This is a genomic window from Streptosporangium sandarakinum (assembly GCF_013409935.1).
Classification (GTDB): domain Bacteria; phylum Actinomycetota; class Actinomycetes; order Streptosporangiales; family Streptosporangiaceae; genus Streptosporangium; species Streptosporangium nondiastaticum.
The window spans coordinates 1,127,512-1,146,456 of the sequence record NZ_JACCCO010000003.1 but is presented as its reverse complement, the minus strand read 5'-3'; the positions used below and the strand labels follow the sequence as shown (position 1 = coordinate 1,146,456).

At 74.6% G+C, this 18,945-nt stretch carries 18 protein-coding genes; 8 read left to right on the top strand and 10 right to left on the bottom strand.

What is annotated here, in order from left to right:
- Window positions 1-45: 45 nt before the first annotated feature.
- Window positions 46-258, bottom strand: coding sequence for a dodecin (locus HDA43_RS31485; protein WP_179828059.1), 213 nt, complete (start codon window positions 256-258; stop codon window positions 46-48).
- 84 nt (window positions 259-342) lie between these two features.
- Between HDA43_RS31485 and HDA43_RS31480 the strand changes: the two genes are divergently transcribed.
- Window positions 343-654 (top strand): DUF3099 domain-containing protein, encoded by a 312-nt coding sequence (locus HDA43_RS31480; protein ID WP_179828057.1) that lies wholly within the window; start codon window positions 343-345, stop codon window positions 652-654.
- 307 nt (window positions 655-961) lie between these two features.
- Here the strand turns inward: HDA43_RS31480 and HDA43_RS31475 are convergent, their stop codons facing one another.
- The 5 genes from HDA43_RS31475 to HDA43_RS31455 form a co-directional block, all read right to left on the bottom strand.
- Window positions 962-1,213 carry a DUF6457 domain-containing protein gene (locus tag HDA43_RS31475; RefSeq protein WP_179828056.1) on the bottom strand — a complete coding sequence of 84 codons (252 nt, stop codon included), beginning with the start codon at window positions 1,211-1,213 and terminating at the stop codon, window positions 962-964.
- A 4-nt stretch (window positions 1,214-1,217) separates the two neighbouring features.
- The gene (mobA, locus tag HDA43_RS31470) at window positions 1,218-1,784 is read right to left on the bottom strand and encodes a molybdenum cofactor guanylyltransferase (RefSeq protein WP_179828873.1); all 567 of its coding nucleotides are present in this window, start codon (window positions 1,782-1,784) and stop codon (window positions 1,218-1,220) included.
- The gene (gene moaA / locus HDA43_RS31465; RefSeq protein ID WP_179828054.1) at window positions 1,781-2,770 is read right to left on the bottom strand and encodes a GTP 3',8-cyclase MoaA; all 990 of its coding nucleotides are present in this window, start codon (window positions 2,768-2,770) and stop codon (window positions 1,781-1,783) included. The genes mobA and moaA overlap by 4 nt, the downstream gene beginning before the upstream one ends.
- Before the next feature lie 265 nt (window positions 2,771-3,035).
- On the bottom strand, window positions 3,036-4,223 hold the full coding sequence (locus tag HDA43_RS31460) for an RtcB family protein (RefSeq protein ID WP_179828053.1): 1,188 nt from the start codon (window positions 4,221-4,223) through the stop codon (window positions 3,036-3,038).
- Between the two features lie 238 nt (window positions 4,224-4,461).
- Window positions 4,462-5,358, bottom strand: a complete 897-nt coding sequence (locus HDA43_RS31455) for a UbiA family prenyltransferase (RefSeq protein ID WP_179828051.1) — start codon at window positions 5,356-5,358, stop codon at window positions 4,462-4,464.
- 201 nt (window positions 5,359-5,559) lie between these two features.
- Here HDA43_RS31455 and HDA43_RS31450 point away from each other — a divergent pair, with 201 nt between their 5' ends.
- The 3 genes from HDA43_RS31450 to HDA43_RS31440 are packed head-to-tail and all read left to right on the top strand — an operon-like array spanning window position 5,560 to window position 8,279.
- Window positions 5,560-6,705 carry a type III polyketide synthase gene (locus tag HDA43_RS31450; RefSeq protein ID WP_179828049.1) on the top strand — a complete coding sequence of 382 codons (1,146 nt, stop codon included), beginning with the start codon at window positions 5,560-5,562 and terminating at the stop codon, window positions 6,703-6,705.
- Between the two features lie 6 nt (window positions 6,706-6,711).
- Window positions 6,712-7,269, top strand: a complete 558-nt coding sequence (locus tag HDA43_RS31445; RefSeq protein WP_179828047.1) for an isoprenylcysteine carboxyl methyltransferase family protein — start codon at window positions 6,712-6,714, stop codon at window positions 7,267-7,269.
- Window positions 7,266-8,279, top strand: a complete 1,014-nt coding sequence (locus HDA43_RS31440) for an NAD(P)/FAD-dependent oxidoreductase (RefSeq protein ID WP_179828045.1) — start codon at window positions 7,266-7,268, stop codon at window positions 8,277-8,279. Before HDA43_RS31445 ends, HDA43_RS31440 begins: the two co-directional genes overlap by 4 nt.
- Before the next feature lie 116 nt (window positions 8,280-8,395).
- Here HDA43_RS31440 and HDA43_RS31435 read toward each other — a convergent pair whose 3' ends face one another.
- Window positions 8,396-9,304 carry a hypothetical protein gene (locus HDA43_RS31435; RefSeq protein ID WP_179828043.1) on the bottom strand — a complete coding sequence of 303 codons (909 nt, stop codon included), beginning with the start codon at window positions 9,302-9,304 and terminating at the stop codon, window positions 8,396-8,398.
- 166 nt (window positions 9,305-9,470) lie between these two features.
- Window positions 9,471-11,306, bottom strand: coding sequence for an AMP-dependent synthetase/ligase (locus HDA43_RS31430; protein WP_179828041.1), 1,836 nt, complete (start codon window positions 11,304-11,306; stop codon window positions 9,471-9,473).
- A 263-nt stretch (window positions 11,307-11,569) separates the two neighbouring features.
- On the opposite strand from HDA43_RS31430, the gene HDA43_RS31425 reads away from it, so the two are divergent.
- Both HDA43_RS31425 and HDA43_RS36570 read left to right on the top strand, forming a co-directional pair.
- The gene (locus tag HDA43_RS31425) at window positions 11,570-13,078 is read left to right on the top strand and encodes a peptide MFS transporter (RefSeq protein WP_179828039.1); all 1,509 of its coding nucleotides are present in this window, start codon (window positions 11,570-11,572) and stop codon (window positions 13,076-13,078) included.
- Window positions 13,079-13,118: 40 nt separating this feature from the next.
- On the top strand, window positions 13,119-13,739 hold the full coding sequence (locus tag HDA43_RS36570) for a trimeric intracellular cation channel family protein (protein ID WP_179828037.1): 621 nt from the start codon (window positions 13,119-13,121) through the stop codon (window positions 13,737-13,739).
- Between the two features lie 104 nt (window positions 13,740-13,843).
- Here HDA43_RS36570 and yczR read toward each other — a convergent pair whose 3' ends face one another.
- On the bottom strand, window positions 13,844-15,277 hold the full coding sequence (gene yczR / locus HDA43_RS31415) for a MocR-like transcription factor YczR (RefSeq protein WP_312873632.1): 1,434 nt from the start codon (window positions 15,275-15,277) through the stop codon (window positions 13,844-13,846).
- 77 nt (window positions 15,278-15,354) lie between these two features.
- On the opposite strand from yczR, the gene yczE reads away from it, so the two are divergent.
- Complete coding sequence (gene yczE, locus HDA43_RS31410; RefSeq protein WP_179828035.1) at window positions 15,355-15,960, top strand: membrane protein YczE; 606 nt, start codon at window positions 15,355-15,357, stop codon at window positions 15,958-15,960.
- Between the two features lie 120 nt (window positions 15,961-16,080).
- Entirely contained in the window at window positions 16,081-17,850 is a 1,770-nt protein-coding gene (locus HDA43_RS31405) for a glycoside hydrolase family 15 protein (RefSeq protein ID WP_179828033.1), read from the top strand.
- A gap of 139 nt (window positions 17,851-17,989) precedes the next feature.
- Here HDA43_RS31405 and HDA43_RS31400 read toward each other — a convergent pair whose 3' ends face one another.
- A complete protein-coding gene (locus tag HDA43_RS31400) occupies window positions 17,990-18,940 on the bottom strand; it encodes a hypothetical protein (protein WP_179828031.1) in 951 nt (316 codons plus the stop codon).
- Window positions 18,941-18,945 lie beyond the last annotated feature (5 nt).

Here is an 18,945-nt window from a genome sequence, read left to right as displayed (position 1 = left end):
TCTCCGCCGTACGGCGGGGCCCCGCTCCGGGGCCCCGCCGTACGGTCAGGCGTCCTCCAGGCGGAAGCCGACCTTCAGCCCGACCTGGAAGTGCCCGACCTCACCGTCGACGATGTGCCCCCTGACCTCGGTCACCTCGAACCAGTCGAGGTGGCGCAGGGTCTGTGAGGCGCGCCGGATGCCGTTGCGGACGGCCGCCTCGATGCTCTCCTCCGAGGTGCCGACGATCTCGGTCACCCGGTACGTTCGATCCGTCATACCGTCCTCCTCCAGGGCCATGATCGCACGGCCGTCCGCGGGGCCCGGGTTGGACCCGCCCCGGCCGGGGTCTAGGTTGGAAACGTGAAGGTATGGCACAAGCGCCGGACGGTCCACCAGGTCACCGATGCCCGCCCGTCCCTGACCGAGGACATCGGCAAGCGTGAGAAGAACTACCTGATCAAAATGGGGATCCGGCTGGTCTGCCTGATCCTCGCCTTCACGGTGCCCGCCCCGCTGCCCGTGCGGCTCCTGCTCTTCGCGGGGGCGATCTTTTTGCCGTACGTTGCCGTGATCGGGGCCAACGCCCCGCAGAAGGGCGTCCCGGTTGACTCGGACATGCACGAAACGGGACAGAGCGAAATACCACGCCACCGACGCGAGATCGGGTCGTGACTAACTCTTGACGTACCTCGGGGGTAGTAGGTGTACGCTTTAGCCAAGTGCCCTGGTCCCCCGTCGGGGCACTGGTGCCGGCGTTCCGGGCCCCCGTCGGAACGCCGATGAAGCGACGCCGGGTGGTTTGCCCCCGTAACCACCCGGCGTCGCCTTTCTTTTCCCACTCTTCTTTTCCCGCCCTCTTCTCCGGCGCGAATGCTCCCGGGCGCGAAGGCGGAGACCGGCCGCTCTCGCCGCCCTCCGTGACGGCGGAGACCAGACGGCCTCACCGCCCTCCGGCGTGACGGCGGTGACCAGGCGGTGACTAGGCGGTCTCGCCGCCGGCCCGCCGCTCCCAGTCCCTGGCCAGCCCGGTCAGCCGCTCCACCGCGTCCGACGGCGCCGTACCCGCGCCCTGGGCCAGCCCGAGGAGATACGCCGTCAGCGGCGCGGCCGGGCGGGTCACGCCGTGCGCGACCTCCTTGGTCAGGTCCAGCAGCGCGTCGCGGTCGACCGCCGAGGGGTCGATGCCCAGCTCGCGGCAGGCCAGGGTGGTCCACTCCGTCAGTACGTTCAACTGTTCACTCCTCGTTCGGAATCGGTCCGGTTCCACTCCGGGCACGCAGCAGGTCGTCCATGGTGTCGCAGTCGAACCACGGCGCGCCGCCGAGATGGAGCCTGGCGGGCGCCAGGGGGGCGAGCAGCCCGTGCAGGGAGCGCCCGTCGTAACGCGCGAGAGCCCGGGCGAGCTCGGCGGTGCGCCAGGCCCCGGCGAGCCACTGCTCGCGGCCGTCGTCGTCGATGAGCACCGCCCCGGGGTCGGCCGCCTCCAGCAGCGCCCGGACGTGCTCGGCGGCGAGGAACGGCAGGTCGGCCGCGAGCAGCGCGACCAGCGGCGCGGTCACCTCGGCCAGCCCCGCCCGCAGCGCCGGGACCGGCCCGCCGGGCGGATCCTCCCGCAGGAAGACCGCCTGCGGCAGGCCCGGGCGGCGCGGCCCGACGACGATGAGCCGCCCGGCGTCGGACACCGCCGCCGCGACCGTCTCGATCAACGGGCGGCCACCGACGGACATGCCGGGCTTGTCACGGCCGCCGAGCCTCCTGGCCTGGCCGCCGGCCAGCACGCACGCGTCGTAGCGCACGCTCAGCCGCCGATGGCCGACATCGGCCGGGACGGCTGCAGGAAGGCCGGGTCGTCGATGCCGTGGCCCGCCCTCTTGCCGCGGACCGCGGCCGTCCACCGCTCGGCGAGCTCGTCGTCCCCGGCGCCGGAGCGCATGGCCGCGCGCAGGTCGGACTCCTCGGTGGCGAACAGGCAGTTACGGATCTGGCCGTCGGCGGTGAGCCGTACGCGGTCGCAGGCGCCGCAGAACGGCCGGGTGACGGAGCCGATCACCCCGACCCTGGCCGGTCCGCCGTCGACGACGAACAGCTCCGCCGGGGCGCTGCCACGCTCCACCGGGGAGTCGGGGACCAGGTCGAAGGACTCCTTCAGCAGCGCGAGGATCTCGTCGGCCGTGATCATGTCGTCCCGGCGCCAGCCGTGCTGGGCGTCCAGCGGCATCTGCTCGATGAACCGCAGCTCGTATCCCCGCTCCAGGCAGTGGCGCAGCAGCGGCACCGCCTCGTGGTCGTTGACGCTGCGCATCAGCACCGTGTTGACCTTGACCGGGCGCAGCCCGGCGGCCTCGGCGGCGGCCAGGCCGTCGAGGACGTCGGCGAGGCGGTCGCGGTGCGCGAGCCGTTTGAAGGTCTCGCGGTCGAGGGTGTCGAGGGAGACGTTCACCCGGTGCAGGCCCGCCGCGGCGAGCGGGGCGGCCAGCCGGGCCAGTCCGATGCCGTTGGTGGTCAGCGAGACCTGGGGGGTGGGGTCCAGCGCCGCGGTGCGGGTCACGATGTCGAGGAGCTCGCGGCGGAGCAGCGGCTCGCCGCCGGTGTAACGGACCTCGGTGATGCCGAGCCGCTCCACGCCGATGGTCACCAGGCGGACGATCTCGTCCGCGGTCAGCAACCCGGCCTTGGGCAGCCAGTCGAGGCCCTCGGGCGGCATGCAGTAGGAGCACCGCAGGTTGCAGCGGTCCGTGAGGGACACCCGCAGGTCCGTCGCCACCCGGCCGAACGAGTCCTGCAACATGGGACGTCACCTCCCTTGTCAGCGCTGGTCGGACGGGGCCGGCCTGGGCCGGCCCGGTGCGCCCATGAAACCACGTCCAACCGTTGAGAACATCATCGGCGGATCGCTGATTCCGCGGGCGGACGCCCATTCTCCCGCACCGGTGCCGGCCCGCCATCCCCTGATCGGACCCGGGTCTCCCCTGCTCGGGCCCGGGGAGCGGTCCCGGCCGGCCTCGGCCGGCCCCCGGGCCGGACCTCCCCGGGAGATGCTCGTCACATCGCCGTCAGCCCTTGACGCAGACGAGCTGGCGCAGCCGGGCGACGACCTCGACCAGGTCGGACTGCGCGGCCATGACGGACCGGATGTCCTTGTAGGCGGCGGGGATCTCGTCGATCACGCCGGTGTCCTTGCGGCACTCCACTCCGTCGGTCTGCGCCTTGAGGTCGGCGAGGGTGAAGGTCCGCTTCGCCTTGTTGCGGCTCATCCGGCGACCGGCACCGTGTGAGGCGGAGTTGAACGCCGCGGCGTTCCCCAGGCCCTTCACGATGTAGGTGCCGGTCGCCATCGAGCCGGGGATGATGCCGAGATCGCCGGATCCCGCGCGGATCGCGCCCTTGCGGGTGACGAGCACATCCACGTCGTCGTACCGCTCCTCGGCCACGTAGTTGTGGTGGCAGGAGATCGGCTGCTCGAAGGTGACACCCGGCAGGTGGCGCCGGAGCACGCCGCAGGCCAGGGCCATCATGACCGTCCGGTTGCGCCGCGCGTAGTCCTGCGCCCAGAACAGGTCGCGGCGGTAGGCGTCCATCTGCGGCGTGCCCGCGACGAACACCGCGAGGTCGCGGTCGGGCAGGTCCTGGTTGTGCGGCAGCATCCGGGCCCGCTCGATGTGGTACTCCGCCAGCTCCTTGCCGATGTTGCGGGAGCCGGAGTGCAGCACGACCCAGATCGCGTCGCGGTCGTCGGCGCAGATCTCCAGGAAGTGGTTGCCGCCGCCGAGGGTGCCCATCTGCGCCTCGGCCCGCTCCCGCTTCGGGCGCACGGCCGGGGCGAGGCGATCGAAGTCCTTCCAGAAGTCCGCCCAGCCGGCGGTCGGGACCCCGTGCAGCCTGACCGGGTCGACCGGGTTCTTGTGGAGGCCGAAGCCGACCGGGATCGCCTGCTCCAGCTTCGAGCGCAGGTAACCGAGGTCGTCGGGGAGGTTCGCGGCGGTGAGGGAGGTCTTCACCGCGGTCATGCCGCAGCCGATGTCCACCCCGACCGCGGCGGGCGAGACGGCGTCCCGCATGGCGATGACCGAGCCGACCGTCGCGCCCTTGCCGTGGTGGACGTCGGGCATCACGGCGACGCCGTGGGTCCAGGGGAGGTTCGCCACATTGCGCAGCTGCCGCATCACCTCGGGCTCGACCCCGTCGGGGTCGGCCCACATTCGGATCGGGGCCCGCCCTCCGGCCACCTCGTTGTACGCCATCACCGCATCGCCTCCTTCCGTACGGTCGACCGATCGCTCACAATGACGCCAGAACGCCCGGGAAGCCGCAACCGGTTAAAGATCCCGGCGACCGCCGCCGGAGCCGCGACCACCGGACCGGCCGCGGTGGACCACCAGGTCAGGACGGTTTCCGGGAGCCGATGAGCGGGAGCCCGGAGATGTGCTTTCCCGCATGGCCCGCCGTGGCCGGCGACCGTGACCGGAGGGGTGACCGGCGTCAGGCGGCGGTGATCTCGGTGCCGCGGGCCAGCAGCAGGACCACGCCGACCGCGGCCACCGCGATCGCCGTGACGAACGGGACGCGCGGCGAGCGCCCGCCCAGCAGCGTCCCGGCGCCGGTGAGCGCGACGGCCGCGGCGAGGGCGGCCCAGCCTCCCGCGCCGGGCGGCCCCGGCGGGGCGAGGGCCAGCACCGCCGTGGCCAGCAGCAGCGGCAGCGGGACCAGCACGCGGACGCGGGCCTCGCCGAGCCGCTGCGGCCAGCCGCGGACCCCGGTGGCGAGGTCGGCCGGGATGTCGGGCAGGACGTTGGCCAGGTGCGCGCCGCAGCCGAGCAGCGCCGCGGCCAGGACCGCCCACCAGGCCGGCCAGGGGTGGCCCGGCAGCCCGAGGGCCACGAACGCCGGCAGCGAGCCGAACCCCACGGCGTACGGCAGCCACGACAGCGCGGTGGCCTTGAGCCGCAGGTCGTAGGCCCAGGCGGCGGCCACGCCGGCCAGGTGCGCGGCCCCGGCGGCGGGCCCGGAGGCCAGGGAGAGCGGCACGCACAGCGCCGCGGCGACCGCGGCGGCGGCCCACACCGTCCGCGCGCCCACCGCGCCCTCGGCGACCGGCTTGCCGGTACGGCCGGCGGCGACGTCGCGCCCGGCGTCCACCGCGTCGTTGCACCAGCCGATCGACAGCTGCCCGGACAGCACCGCGGCGGCCACCAGGACGCACCCGGCGGCGTCGCGGCCGCTCGCCACGGCGAGGGCGGCCACCATGGCGGTTACCGCCACGGTCGGCCCGGGATGGCAGGCCCGCGCCAGCGCCCACGCCACCCGGATCGCGCCCGCCGGTCCCCGGAGGCCCTCCCGCCCGGCGGGGCGCCCATGCTCCCGCGAACGCCCGCTCATCGTCACGGACCGATCGTAGAGGGGAGGACCTGGCGGCCACCCGGACGGCCGGGCCCGGCGGGCCGCCGGGCCGGGGCGGCGCGTCGCCGCCTGGGGCGGGCGGGGCGTCACACTACCGTTAGGACGGGTGAGGCATGTCACAGTCGTAGGTGGGCAAGGAGACCGGTGTCCGCTTTCCTCCGTGCGGGGGGTACCTGCCACATGACGCGAATCGCCGCGGTACGCGGCGCGCTGCCACCGAACCGCTACTCCCAGGCCGAGATCACCGACGCCGTCGCGCGGATGTGCGGGCTCGAAGGCACCGGCAGGCGGCTGCTGGACCGCCTGCACGCGAGCGCCCGGGTCCGTTCGCGGCACCTGGCCCTCCCCCTCGACGGGTACGCCAAGCTCGACGGGTTCGGCGCGGCCAACGACGTGTTCGTCGAGACCGCCGTGGACCTGGGCGCCGAGGCGGTCGGCGCCGCGCTGGACGCGGCGGGCCTCGAACCCCGCGACGTCGACATGATCATGTTCACCTCGGTGACCGGCGTCGCCGCCCCCTCGGTGGACGCCCGGCTGGTCGGCCGCCTGGGGCTGCGCCCCGACGTCAAGCGGGTGCCCGTGTTCGGGCTCGGCTGCGTGGCGGGGGCCGCCGGGATCTCCCGGGTGCACGACTACCTGCGCGGCTGGCCCGACCACGTGGCCGTGCTGCTGTCGGTGGAGCTGTGCTCGCTGACCCTGCAGCGCGACGACGTCTCACCGGCCAACATGGTCGCCGGCGCGCTGTTCGGCGACGGCGCGGCGGCGGTGGTGGCCTGCGGCGACGAGCGGGACGGCGGGAGCGGCGCGGCGGCGCCCGCGGCGGGCGCCGGTGCGGGGACGTCCGCGGCGGTGGGCGGCGGCCCCGCCGACGGCCGCGCGGCGGACGGCGGGGCGGGTCCGCGGGTGGTGGCGACCCGCAGCCACCTGTACCCCGACTCCGGGCACGTGATGGGCTGGGACGTCCGCGACGGCGGCTTCAAGGTGCTGCTCGACCCGGGCGTGCCCGACGTGGTGCGCGCCTACCTCCCCGACGACGTGCACGGCTTCCTGGCCGACCACGGCCTCACCGTCTCCGACGTGACGGCGTGGGTGTGCCACCCCGGGGGCCCGAAGGTTCTGGAGGCCGTCTCCGAGTCGCTGGACCTGCCCGCCGGCGCGCTTGACGTCACCTGGCGTTCGCTGGCCGAGGTGGGCAACCTGTCGTCCTCCTCGGTGCTGCACGTGCTGCGTGACACCATCGCCCTGCGGCCGCCGCCGGGCACCCCGGGACTGCTCATCGCGATGGGCCCCGGATTCTGCTCGGAACTCGTCCTGTTGCGCTGGTAGGGGCCGATGACCTGGCATCTCTCGACGTGGTACCTGCTGCTCGTGCTGCTCGTCGGGGCCGAGCGGCTCGCCGAACTGGTGGTCGCCCGCCGCAACGCCCGCTGGAGCCTGGCCCGGGGCGGGGTGGTGTACGGCCGGGGCCACTACCCGTGGATGGTCGCCCTGCACACCGGGCTGCTCGCCGGGTGCCTGCTGGAGGCCGGGCTGGCCGGCCGCCCGTTCGTCCCGGCGCTGGGCTGGCCGATGCTGGCCGTGGTCGCCGCCGCCCAGGCGCTGCGCTGGTGGTGCATCGCGGCGCTGGGCCCGCGCTGGAACACCCAGGTGATCGTGGTGCCGGGCCTGCCGCTGGTGGAGCGGGGCCCGTACCGGCTGTCCTGGCTGCGCCACCCCAACTACGTGGCGGTGGCCGCCGAGGGCGCGGCGCTGCCGCTGGTGCACGGCGCCTGGGTCACCGCGGCCGTCTTCACCGTGCTCAACGCCGCGCTGATGGTGGTGCGGATCCGGTGTGAGGACGCCGCGCTGGCCGTGGCGGCCCCGCCGGTGCCCGGGCGGGCCCCGGCGTGATCGACGTGCTGGTCGCCGGCGGCGGGCCGGCGGGCCTGGCCACCGCCATCCACGCGACGCTGGCGGGCATGGAGGCGGTCGTGGTCGAGCCCCGCCTCGCGCCGGTGGACAAGGCGTGCGGCGAGGGGCTGATGCCGAGCGGCGTCGCCGCGCTGCGGGCGCTGGGCGTGCGGCCGCCGGGCCGGGCGCTGCGCGGCATCAGCTATCTCGACGGGCGGCACCGGGCGCAGGCGGCCTTCCGCGACGGGCCCGGACTCGGGGTGCGGCGCACGGAGCTGCACGCCGCGCTGTCGGCGCGCGCCGCCGAGCTGGGGGTGAAGGTCCTCCCCGGCCGGGTGGAGGAGGTGCGGCAGGACGGCGAGGGGGTCCGGGCCGCCGGGTTGCGCGCCCGCTGGCTGGTGGCCGCCGACGGCCTGCACTCCCCCGTGCGGGCCATGCTGGGGCTCGGCCTGCCCGATCCGGGGCCGCGCCGGTACGGCCTGCGGCGTCACTACCGCGTCGCCCCCTGGAGCGACTTCGTGGAGGTCCACTGGGCCGCGGACGGCGAGGCGTACGTGACGCCGGTGGGCGACGAGCTGGTCGGCGTGGCCGTGCTGAGCTCGCGGCGGCGCGGCTACGCCGAGCACCTGGCGGACTTCCCCGCGCTGCTGGAGCGGCTGGGCGGCCGGGCCGTGACCCCGGTGCGCGGGGCCGGTCCGCTGCGCCAGCGGGTCCGCGCCCGCGTCGCCGGCCGGGTGCTGCTGGTCGGCGACGCGGCCGGGTACGTCGACGCGCTGACCGGCGAGGGGGTGTCCCTCGCGCTGACGTCGGCGCGGGTGCTGGTGGGCTGCCTGCGGGCCGGCGCCCCGCAGTCCTACGAGGGCGCCTGGCTGCGGCTGTCGCGGCGGCACCGGCTGCTCACCGGGGCGCTGGTGTCGGCCCGCAGGCACCGGGCGGTGCCCCGGCTGGTGGTCCCGGCGGCGCAGCGGCTGCCCGCCGTGTTCGGCGCGGTCGTGCACGCCCTGGCCTGAGCCGGAGCCGCGCCCGGTGCGGCCGGCGGCCGTGTCCGTGGCCGCTTCCTGAGGGCGTCCGCGGGCCGCGGAGCACGGCGGGCGCCGGGGCCCGTGTCCGTTCCGGGGCCCGGCCGCTACCGGCCGCCGGTCGGGTGGATGACGCTCAGCCGGGGGGCGTGGCCGGACGTCCCGGCGTACCGGATCCGCCAGTCGCCGCCTCCCCCGCGGGCCGCGCCCGGCATCCGGCGGGTGAAGCGTCCCTGCCGGTCGGTGGTGGCCGAGGCCGCCGTCGTCCAGCTCTCCCGCCCCTCCTCCCGGTGCAGGATCTCGACGGGCTGGCCGGGGAACGGGGCGTAGTCGAGGTAGCCCTGCGGATCGACCCGGTTCAGCACACCCGTGACCTTCACGTCCCGGCCCTCCCGGCCCTCCCGGACAGCCTCGATCGAGCTGAACCGGGTGGCGCGTTTCAGCTCAAACCGGGCGTAACCGGTGGCCGAGGCGCCGCCGGCGCCCCTGGCGGTCGCGATGACCATCCAGGGTCCGGCGGGGTACCAGCGGTTGAGCTGCTTGTCGGGCAGGAACCGCCACGTCTCCCACCCGCCGCCGGTCTCCGTCGCGGGCTCGGCGGGCGCCCCGGGTACGGCGGGCACGGCCGCGACACGGGCGGCCTGGGTCCGGCGCCCGCCGCCGGTCCTCCGTACGGCGAGTGCCCGGGGAACGGCGGGACGCGAGAAGACGGCGTGGGCCGGGATCGGCGTCCCCCACTGCTGGACGGTGGGCGGCAGGGGCTCGGGCCGGAGCACCGTGCCGCCGGCGGGCGGGGTGCCCGGCTCGACCCGGACGGCCACCGCGTCCGGCCCGGCGGCCCCGCGGGCGACCACGTCGATCACCAGGCGCAGGGAACCGGCCGGGCCGACCACGGGGGTGCCGGGGCGCAGGGTCACGGAACGGATCACCGGCTCCTCGGCGGCGGTGGCGGGCCCCGCCTGGGCGGACAGGGCGGCCCCCGACGCCAGGAGCGGCAGAAGGAGTCTCATAGCCATGGCCAGGACGTTAGGAAACGCCCGGTAACGACCGGGCAGGCGACACGCGCCCGGTTGGCAAAACGACGGCTCCCGGCCGCGCCGCGCCCCGCCACCGGCCCCGGCCTCCCGTGGGGACCCGGCCCGTTCCCGCCGGGGACGCCGCGCCCCGGCGGTGCCGCGCCCGTCAGTCGCGGTACAGCTCGTCGATGATCCCGGCGTACTTGGCGTGCACGACCCGGCGCTTGAGCTTGAGGCTGGGGGTCAGCTCCTCGGTCTCGGCGGTCCACTCGGCCGGCAGCAGCCGCCAGCGCTTGACCTGCTGGACGCGGGCCAGCCGCTCGTTGGCGGCGGCGACGGCGGCCCCGACCTCCGCCAGGACCTCGGGGTGCCCGGCGAGGCCGGCGAGGTCGGTGGCGGGGATGCCGCGGCTGCGGGCCCAGCCGGCGGCGACCTCGCCGTCGAGGGTGAGGATCGCCACCGGGTACGGCCTGCCGTCGCCGTAGGCGAGGGCCTGGCCGATCAGCGGGTGCTCCTTGAGGTGGTTCTCGATGTTGGCCGGGGAGATGTTCTCGCCGCCGGCGGTGATGATGAGCTCCTTCTTGCGGTCCACGATGCGGATGAAACCGTCGTCGTCGATCGTGCCGATGTCGCCGGTGTGCAGCCAGCCGTCCTCGTCGATGAGCTCGGCGGTCGCCTCGGGGCGGTTCAGGTAGCCGCGGGTGTTGGCGGGGCTGCGGGTGAGGATCTCCCCGTCCTCGGCGATGCGGACCTCCACGCCCGGCCCGGCCTGGCCGACCGTGCCGAGTTTGTAGCGGTCCGGGGCGTTGGCGGTGAAGGCGCCCGTCGTCTCGGTCATGCCGTACACGTCCAGCACGCACAGGCCGAGGCCGGCGAAGAAGCGCTGGACCTCCAGCGGCATCGGCGCGGCGGCGCTGCCCAGCCAGGCGGCGTCGCCGAGACCGATCATGGAGCGGATCACCGACAGCAACCCGGCGTCGGCGCGCTCGTAGGCGGCCCGCACCTCGGGCGAGGGCGTGCCGCCGTACTGCCCGGCCTCCATGTGGGCGAGCCCGGCGGCCATGGCCTCGCGCACGGCCCGCTGCTGCTCCTCCGGCTGGGAGACCAGCAGCGCCTGCAGGCGGGCCATCATCTTCTCCCACACGCGCGGCACGCCGAAGAACAGCACCGGCCTCACCTGGCCGAGGACGGCGCCGAGGCGGGCCATGTCGGTGCAGAAGTGGGTGTGGGAGATCTTCAGCAGCGGCAGGTAGAGGCTGAGGACCCGCTCGGCGATGTGCGCGTAGGTGAGGTAGGAGATCTGCGTGCCGCGCTGCGGCAGGTCGGCCATCCGGGTGGTGGCCACCACCTCGAACAGCACGTTGGCGTGGGTCAGCGGCACGCCCTTGGGGTTCCCGGTGGTGCCGGAGGTGTAGAGCACGGTCAGGACGTCGCCGGGCCGGGCGGCCCGCCAGCGGGCCTCGACGGCGGCGGGGTCGGCGGCGAGCCGCTCGCGGCCCAGGGCCAGGAAGTCGTCCCAGGCGAGGAACCGGTCGCCGGCCGGGGCCCCCTCCAGCACGATGACCTTCTCCAGGGCGGGGAGGCGGTCGAGCACCGGCTCCCACGTGGCCAGTTCCCCAGGCCCGCCCAGCACCGCGATCCGCGCGCCGACGTCACCCGCGACGAAGGCCACCTGCTCGGGGGTGAAGGTCGCGTAGACCGAGCAGGAGACGCCCCCGGCGTGCACCGTGCCCAGGTCGGCCAGGACGTGCTCGCTGCGGTTGACCATCATCAGCGCGACCGCCTCGCCGGGCCGCAGCCCCAGGGCGGCGAGGCCGGCGGCGATCTCCAGGACGCGGCGGCGGGCGTCGGCGTAGGTGAGGGTGACCCAGCCGTCGCCGTCGGGGTCGGAGTAGGCGGGGGCGCCGGGATGGTGCTCGGCCGCCTCCCGCAGCAGGTCGCAGACCGTACGGCCGCCGATCTCCCGCTCGATCTCCGCGCGCTCTCCGAGGACACCCGTCATGACGCCTCCGCACCGTGTTCGCAACGTGTTCGCCCGCCCGGTTGGGATGCATCGCACCACACGCCACGGACCTGGGACAAGGCCCAAAGTCGAGGAGCGGGCCGGTCCGGGACGGGCGGTGCCCGCCGATGCGCCCACCGAGTCGAAAACGCCCACCACCTGCATAAACACCCCGGAACGGGATGCTCCCAGCCGGGACAGGACACCCCGTTCCGCTACGTAGGGTGGAGTGTCATCACGCGACGAGGCCGGGGGGCTCACACATGTTCGCGGAGACCCGCACCGAGGAGAAGACCTTCTTCGGACATCCACGTGGCCTGGCCACGCTGTTCGGCACCGAGATGTGGGAGCGCTTCAGCTGGTACGGCCTGCGCGCCATCCTGGCCACCTTCATGGCCGCCTCCCCCGCCGCGTCGGGCCTGGGGCTCTCGCAGCAGACCGCCACGGCGCTCGTCGGCGTCTACGGCGCGCTGATCTATCTCGTGGCGCTGCCGGGGGGCTGGATCGCCGACCGGATCCTGGGGGCCCGGCGGGCGGTGCTGTGGGGCGGCTTCATCATCATGTGCGGCCACATCAGCATGGCGATCCCGGTGAACGGAGGCGCCTTCGTCGCCCTGGGCCTGCTGCTCATCATCACCGGCACGGGGCTGCTGAAGCCGAACATCTCCGCGATGGTCGGCAAGCTGTACCCGGAGGACGAGGACGCGCGCCGGGACGCCGGTTTCTCGATCTTCTACCTCGGCATCAACATCGGCGCCTTCGCCGCGCCGCTCGTCGTGGGCTGGCTCGCCTCCGGCGACCGCTGGCACCTGGGCTTCAGCGCGGCGGCGGTCGGCATGGCGCTGGGGCTGTGGCAGTACGCGGCGGGCCGCCGCCACCTGCGGGGCGCGGGCGACGCGCCCGGCCACCGGCTGACCCCGCGCGAGCGGCGGCGCTTCGCCACCGCGGCCGCGGGCGCCGCCGTCGCGGTGGCCGGCGCGCTGGCGCTCTGGGCAGCCTCCGGAACGTTCAGCCTGGGTGCGTTCTCGCTGGTGGTGACCCTGCTCATCGTCGCCGTGCCGGTGGGCTACTTCGCCTACATCCTGCTCGGCAGCCACAATCTGACCGAGGATGAGCGTTCGGGGATGAAGGCCTACATCTGGCTGTTCACCGCCGCGGCGGTCTTCTGGATGCTCTACGACCTCGCCCCGACCGTGCTGCTGTTCTTCGCCCAGGACCGCACCGACCTGTCGCTGTTCGGCTTCGGGATCACCGCGGCGACCACCCAGGCGTTCAACCCGCTGTTCATCGCGATCCTCGTCCCCGTCTTCGCGGCGCTCTGGGTCAAGCTGGGCAACCGGGTCACGGCCCCGCACAAGTTCGCCTTCGCCCTGTTCATGAACGGGCTGAGCTTCGTGGTCATGGCGCTGGCCGCCAAGCTGGCCGAGCAGGGCAGGATCTCGGTGTGGTGGCTGGTGCTGGTCTACCTCGTGCAGGTCTTCGGCGAGCTGGCGCTGAGCCCGGTCGGGCTGTCGATCACCACCAGGCTCGCCCCCGCGGCGTTCAAGGGCCAGATGCTGGGGGTGTGGTTCATCGCCATCGCGGTGGGCGACGCGGTGGGCGGGCAGACCGCGCGGCTGCGCGACTACGTGTCGGAGCCCATGTACTTCCTGACGCTGGCGCTGATCGCGCTCGCCGCAGGCGCGCTGATGTTCGCGTTCGTCCCCCGGCTCAACCGGCTGATGCGGGAGCATCATCAGGAGGAGGCGGCGGCCGGATCGCCGCCCGCCTGAAACGGCGATCACATATATCCGGTCATGGGATGATTAGACGGTGAGCCACGCCCTCGACCTCATCGGAATCTTCGTCTTCGCGCTCACCGGGGCGCTGGTCGGCGTCCGCCGCCGGCTGGACGTGGTCGGCATGACCGTGCTGGCGGAGATGACCGCGCTGGGCGGCGGGATCCTGCGCGACCTGATCCTCAACGTGCGGCCCGCGGCCTTCTCCAGCACCGGCTACGTGGTCGTGCCGGCCGTGGCCGCGGCGATCGTGTTCTTCTGGCATCCCCATGTGGAGCGGGTGATGCCCGCGGTGGACGTGCTCGACGCGGCGGGGCTGGGCCTGTTCTGCGCGGTCGGCACCGAGAAGGCGATGAACTACGGCCTCAGCCCCCTGCACGGCGCCCTGCTCGGCGTCACCACCGCGGTCGGCGGCGGCATCCTGCGCGACGTCCTGGCCGGGCAGATCCCCCTCCTGCTGTACGACCGCCAGCTGTACGCGGTGCCGGCCATGCTCGGCTCGGCGGTCATGGCCGCGCTCTACACCCTCGACCTGCACGGCTGGCCGGCCACGCTGGCCTCGGCGGTGCTGGCCTTCGGGCTGCGCATCGCCGCCATGCGGCTGCGGCTGCGCGCGCCGCTGGCCCGGGGCGTGGCCCCCGACCAGGGGCCCTGACCTCTCGACCGCCGCCCCGGCCCGCCCGCGCGGCGTCCGGACGGCCCTCGCCGCTTCCGGACCGCACAGCCGGCGACGGCCCGCTCACCCGGCGGCGGGGCGGCTCAGAGGACCGGGGTGAGCGGCTCGGCGGGGCGGGCGCCGTACGGGCCCCTGACCCTGGCCTCGGCGATGCGCGCCACCGCCTCGGCGATGACCGTCGGCGGCTGGGTGAACGGCAGGCGCAGCCGGCCCTCCAGCGCGCCGTCCATCCCGAACCAGGGGCCCGGGGCGAGCCGCACGCCGTGGCAGGCCGAGGCGTCGGCGAGCGAGACGGCCGACGGACCGGGCAGCCGCGCCCACAGCGCGCCGCCGCCGGCGGGCACGGTGAAGGTCAGGTCGGGCAGGTGCTCGGCCAGCGCGGCGACCAGGGCCGCGCGGGAGGCGCCGAGGGTCCGGCGGCGGTCGGCCCTGGCCTCCTCGATCCGGGAGAACAGCTCGGTCACCACGAGCTGCTCGAACGTCGGGCTGGCGATGTCCACGGCGGCGCGCAGCACGGCCAGGCGGCGCACCATGGCGGCGGTCGCGCGGACCCACCCGATGCGCAGGCCGCCCCACCACAGCTTGGACGCCGACCCGACGCTGATCACCCGCCCGTCGGTGTCGAAGGCGCCCAGCGGGGCGGTGCGGGGCACCTCGTCGAGGGCCAGCTCGCTCCAGGTCTCGTCCACGATGAGGGTGGTGCCGTGCCGCCTGGCCTCGCCGACCAGGCCGGCCCGGACGGCGTCGTCCATCAGGTGGCCGGTCGGGTTCTGGAAGTCGGGGATCACGTAGGCCAGGCGGGCCGCCGACTGGCGCAGCGCGGAGGTGAGCAGGTCGAGGTGCCAGCCGCCGTCGGGGACGCCGACGGGGACGATCCGCGCGCCGCGCGTCCTGGCGGCGTCGATCGCGTGCGGGTAGGTCGGCGACTCCAGCAGCACCGGGTCGCCCGGCGTCAGCAGCATCGTCATCACCAGGTGGATCGCCTGCTGGGCGCCGGTGGTGACGAGGATCTGCTCGGGGCGGGTGGCCAGGCCCCGGTGGGTGTAGCGGGCCGCGATCGCCTCGCGCAGCGGGGTGATCCCGGGGGGCTCGTAACCCGTGCCGAGCGTGCGGCACAGGTAGCGCTCGGTGGCCGCCGCGACGGCCTCGGGCAGCAGCGGGGTGGCCGGCGGCGCGGCGGCGTGCAGCGGCAGCAGGCCGTCGTCCCCGGAGGCGATCCAGGGGTTGTCGGCGCCCATCTCGGAGGGCCGCGGCAGCGCCGTCCAGCTTCCCGCGCCCTGCCTGCTCTCCAGGTAACCCTGCTCGCGCAGGCGGTCGTAGGCCGCGGTCACGGTGGTGCGGCTGACGCCCAGCTCCTGGGCGAGGTGGCGCTCGGCGGGGAGGCGGACCCGCACGGGCAGGCGGCCGTCGAGGATCAACGACCGCACCGTCTCGGCCAGCACCCGGTAGTACGGCCGGGCGCCGGGGTCGATCGCCACCAGGCGAGCCAGTTGCGGACCGCTCAGATACCGGTTCACCTACGCCACTATAAGGCCATTTTCCGATGATTGGCCCTTTTGCCAAGCATCAATGGCCTTGAAGAATCAAGGCCATTATGAGCGAAGCATCCCTTCCATCCCTGGGTTCGCTGCCGAACCGCCTCCTGCGCCTGTACGCGGGCCTCGCGCTGTACGGAACCGGCATCGCCCTGCAGATCGAATCGCGCCTCGGCGGAAGCCCTTGGGACGTCTTCCACCAGGGCCTGGCCGTCCACATGGGCCTCTCGGTCGGCACGTGGATCATCATCGTGGGCGCCCTGGTCATGCTGCTGTGGATCCCGCTGCGGCAGAGGCCCGGGGTCGGCACCATCAGCAACGTCATCCTCGTCGGCGTGTTCGCCGACGCGGTCATGTGGCTGGTCCCGGCGCCCGGCCCGCTGGCCGCGCGCTGGGCCTGCCTGCTGGCCGGGGTCGTGGTCACCGCCGCGGCGACCGGCCTGTACATCGGGGCCGGGCTCGGCCCCGGCCCGCGCGACGGGCTGATGACCGGCCTGAACCGGCTGGGCCTGAGCATCCGGGCGGCCCGTACCCTCATCGAGATCACGGTGCTGGCCGTGGGCTGGCTGCTCGGCGGCGTCGTGGGCGTCGGCACCGTGGTGTTCGCCCTGGCCATCGGGCCCCTGACGCAGTTCTTCATGCCGCGCATGCGGCCGCGCGGCTGAGCACGGCCGGACGCGGCCAGGCGCCGCCAGGCGTCGCCGTGCCGGAACAGGTGCCGGGCCGGGACCGGAGCATCGGCCGGGGCAGGGCTGATCCGCCGCCGCCGGGGTAGCGTCGGAGCCATGCGGATCGAGGACTACGCGCTCATCGGCGACATGCAGTCGGCCGCCCTGATCGGGCGGGACGGCTCCATCGACTGGCTCTGCCTGCCACGTTTCGACTCCCCGGCGTGCTTCGCGGCGCTGCTCGGCGACAAGTACAACGGGCAGTGGTGGGTGGGCCCCTCCGGTCAAGAGCGGCCGCCCGCCACCCGGCGGCGCTACCGGGGCGAGACGCTGATCCTGGAGAGCGAGTGGGACACCCCCACCGGCACGGTCCGGGTGATCGACTTCATGCCCGCCCGGCACGCCAACCCCGACCTGGTCAGGATCGTGGAGGGCGTGTCGGGGACCGTGGAGATGTCCACCGAGATCCGAGTCCGCTTCGACTACGGCCGCATCGTGCCCTGGGTGCGCCGCACCGACGGGCTGCTGCACGCCGTCGGCGGCCCCGACTCGATCTGGCTGCACTCCCCCGTCCCGCTGCACGGCGGCGACTACGCCCACCGGGCGAGGTTCACCGTCTCGGCGGGCGAGCGGGTGCCGTTCGTGTTCACCTGGCACCCCTCCCACCAGCCCAGGCCCGTGGAGATCGACCCGTTCGAGCAGCTCACCGAGACGGTGGGGCTGTGGGAGGAGTGGGTGGAGCAGTGCACCTACCAGGGCCCCTGGCGCGAGGCCGTGGTCCGCTCCCTCATCACGCTCAAGGCGCTCACCTACGAGCCCACCGGCGGCATCGTCGCCGCCCCCACCACCTCGCTGCCCGAGGACATCGGCGGGGTCCGCAACTGGGACTACCGCTTCTGCTGGCTGCGTGACGCCACCATGACGCTGGACGCGCTCATCGGCGCCGGCTACCTCGGCGAGGCCCGCTCCTGGCGCGCCTGGCTGCTGCGGGCCATCGCCGGCCGCGCCCAGGACCTGCAGATCATGTACAGCGTCTCCGGGGAGCGGCGGCTGACCGAGCTGGAGCTCGACTGGCTGCCGGGTTACGAGGACTCCCGCCCGGTCCGGATCGGCAACGGCGCGGTCACCCAGCTCCAGCTCGACGTCTACGGGGAGGTGATGAACTCCCTGCACCTGTCGCGCGCCTCGGGCATGGAGCCCGACGACCGTGCCTGGACCATCCAGCTGGAGCTGATGGACTACGTGGAGGCCCACTGGGACGAGCCCGACGAGGGGCTGTGGGAGGTCCGCGGCCCGCGCCGGCACTTCACCCACTCCAAGGTGATGTGCTGGGTCGCGCTCGACCGGGCCATCAGGCAGGTGGAGGACTTCGGCCGGCCGGGGCCGGTGGAGCGGTGGCAGGCGCTGCGCGAGCAGATCCACGCCGAGGTCTGCGACAAGGCGTTCGACACGGCCCGCAACACCTTCACCCAGTCGTACGGCTCGCGGGAGCTGGACGCCGCGCTGCTGATGATCCCGATGGTCGGGTTCCTGCCGCCGGACGACCCGCGGGTGGTCGGCACGGTGGAGGCGATCCAGCGGGAGCTGATGGCCGACGGCTTCGTGCGGCGCTACCCGGTGTCGGAGGACGGCAACCTCGACGGCCTGCCCGGCGGCGAGGGCGCGTTCCTGGCGTGCAGCTTCTGGCTGGCCGAGGCGCTGGCGATGATCGGCCGCAGGGAGGAGGCCGTGGAGCTGTTCGAGCGCCTGCTGTCGCTGCGCAACGACGTGGGCCTGCTCGCCGAGGAGTACGACCCCCGCCACGGCCGCCTGGTGGGGAACTTCCCGCAGGCGTTCAGCCACGTGCCGCTGATCCACGCCGCCCGCGCGCTCGCCGGGGACGACTGACCGGTACGGCCCGCCTCCTCCCGCCGGCCGGCGCGCGGGACGCGGTGAGGCGCCCGGCACGGGGCCTTCCCGCTCGGCGCGGAGCCTTCCCGCCCGGCGCGGGACGCGCGGTACGGCGGGCCCGCCGTACCGCCCCGGGTCAGCGCTCGGGGGTCTCGGCGTCGGGCCGGACGGCCAGGGCGGCGATGACGCGGGCGAACTCCGGCGGCGGGGCCACCACCAGGCGAACCTGCCCGTCCTGGGCGATCAGGTCGGCCCGCACCAGGGCGAGCCCGCCGTCGTGCCACCAGTAGACGTGCGGGCTGAGGGCGTCGTCGCGCCGCTCGAACTCCCGCTGGGCGAACAGTCTCAGCCGCTCGATCGCGCGGACCACGCCGATGCCCTCGACCGGGTGGACGACCACGGTGGCCGGGCCGGTCAGCGCGACCAGCGCGCCGTCGGCCGGGAGGGGCAGGTGCTCGTCCAGGCGGCGCAGGCAGGCGGCGGCGCCCGCGCCGTCCAGGCTCAGGACCGTGACGCCGCCGAGGTCGGCCTCGGTGACCGAGGACCGCCCGTCGCCGGCGTTGCCCGCGGCCAGCTCCAGAGCCTGGGCGGCGGTGACCGGCCAGCAGCCGGCCTCCTCCGGGCGGACCGGCCGCTCGGCCGCGCCGTGCCCGACGGTCAGCACCTCCACCAGGTCCGCGGCCAGGTGCCGGCCGACCACGAGGCCGTCGTCCAGGCCGTCGTCGAAGCGGACGCGGGTGCCCAGCAGCGGGCCGGCCTGGGCCAGGTCGCAGGTGTCGAACGGCTCGTCCGCCGTGGCCAGCGCGTGGGAGAGGTGCCCGGAGACCAGCACCGGCCAGTCCTCCCGCGATCGGCGGCGCGCCTCGGCGCGCAGGCCCGTCAGCCGGACCTCGATCGTGCGGGGGCCGGACAGGGTCAGCGTGGCGCCGCCGGGCTCGAAGGAGCAGTCGTAGCCGAGGGTGTCGGCGACGAGGGCGAGCAGGGAGTCGAGGTCGACCTCCTCGACCGGGCGGGCCGGAGCGGCCTGAGCCGCCGGGTTCACCGAGGTCGCGGCCCGTTGATCACGGTGCCGCCGGAACAGCCTCACGCACT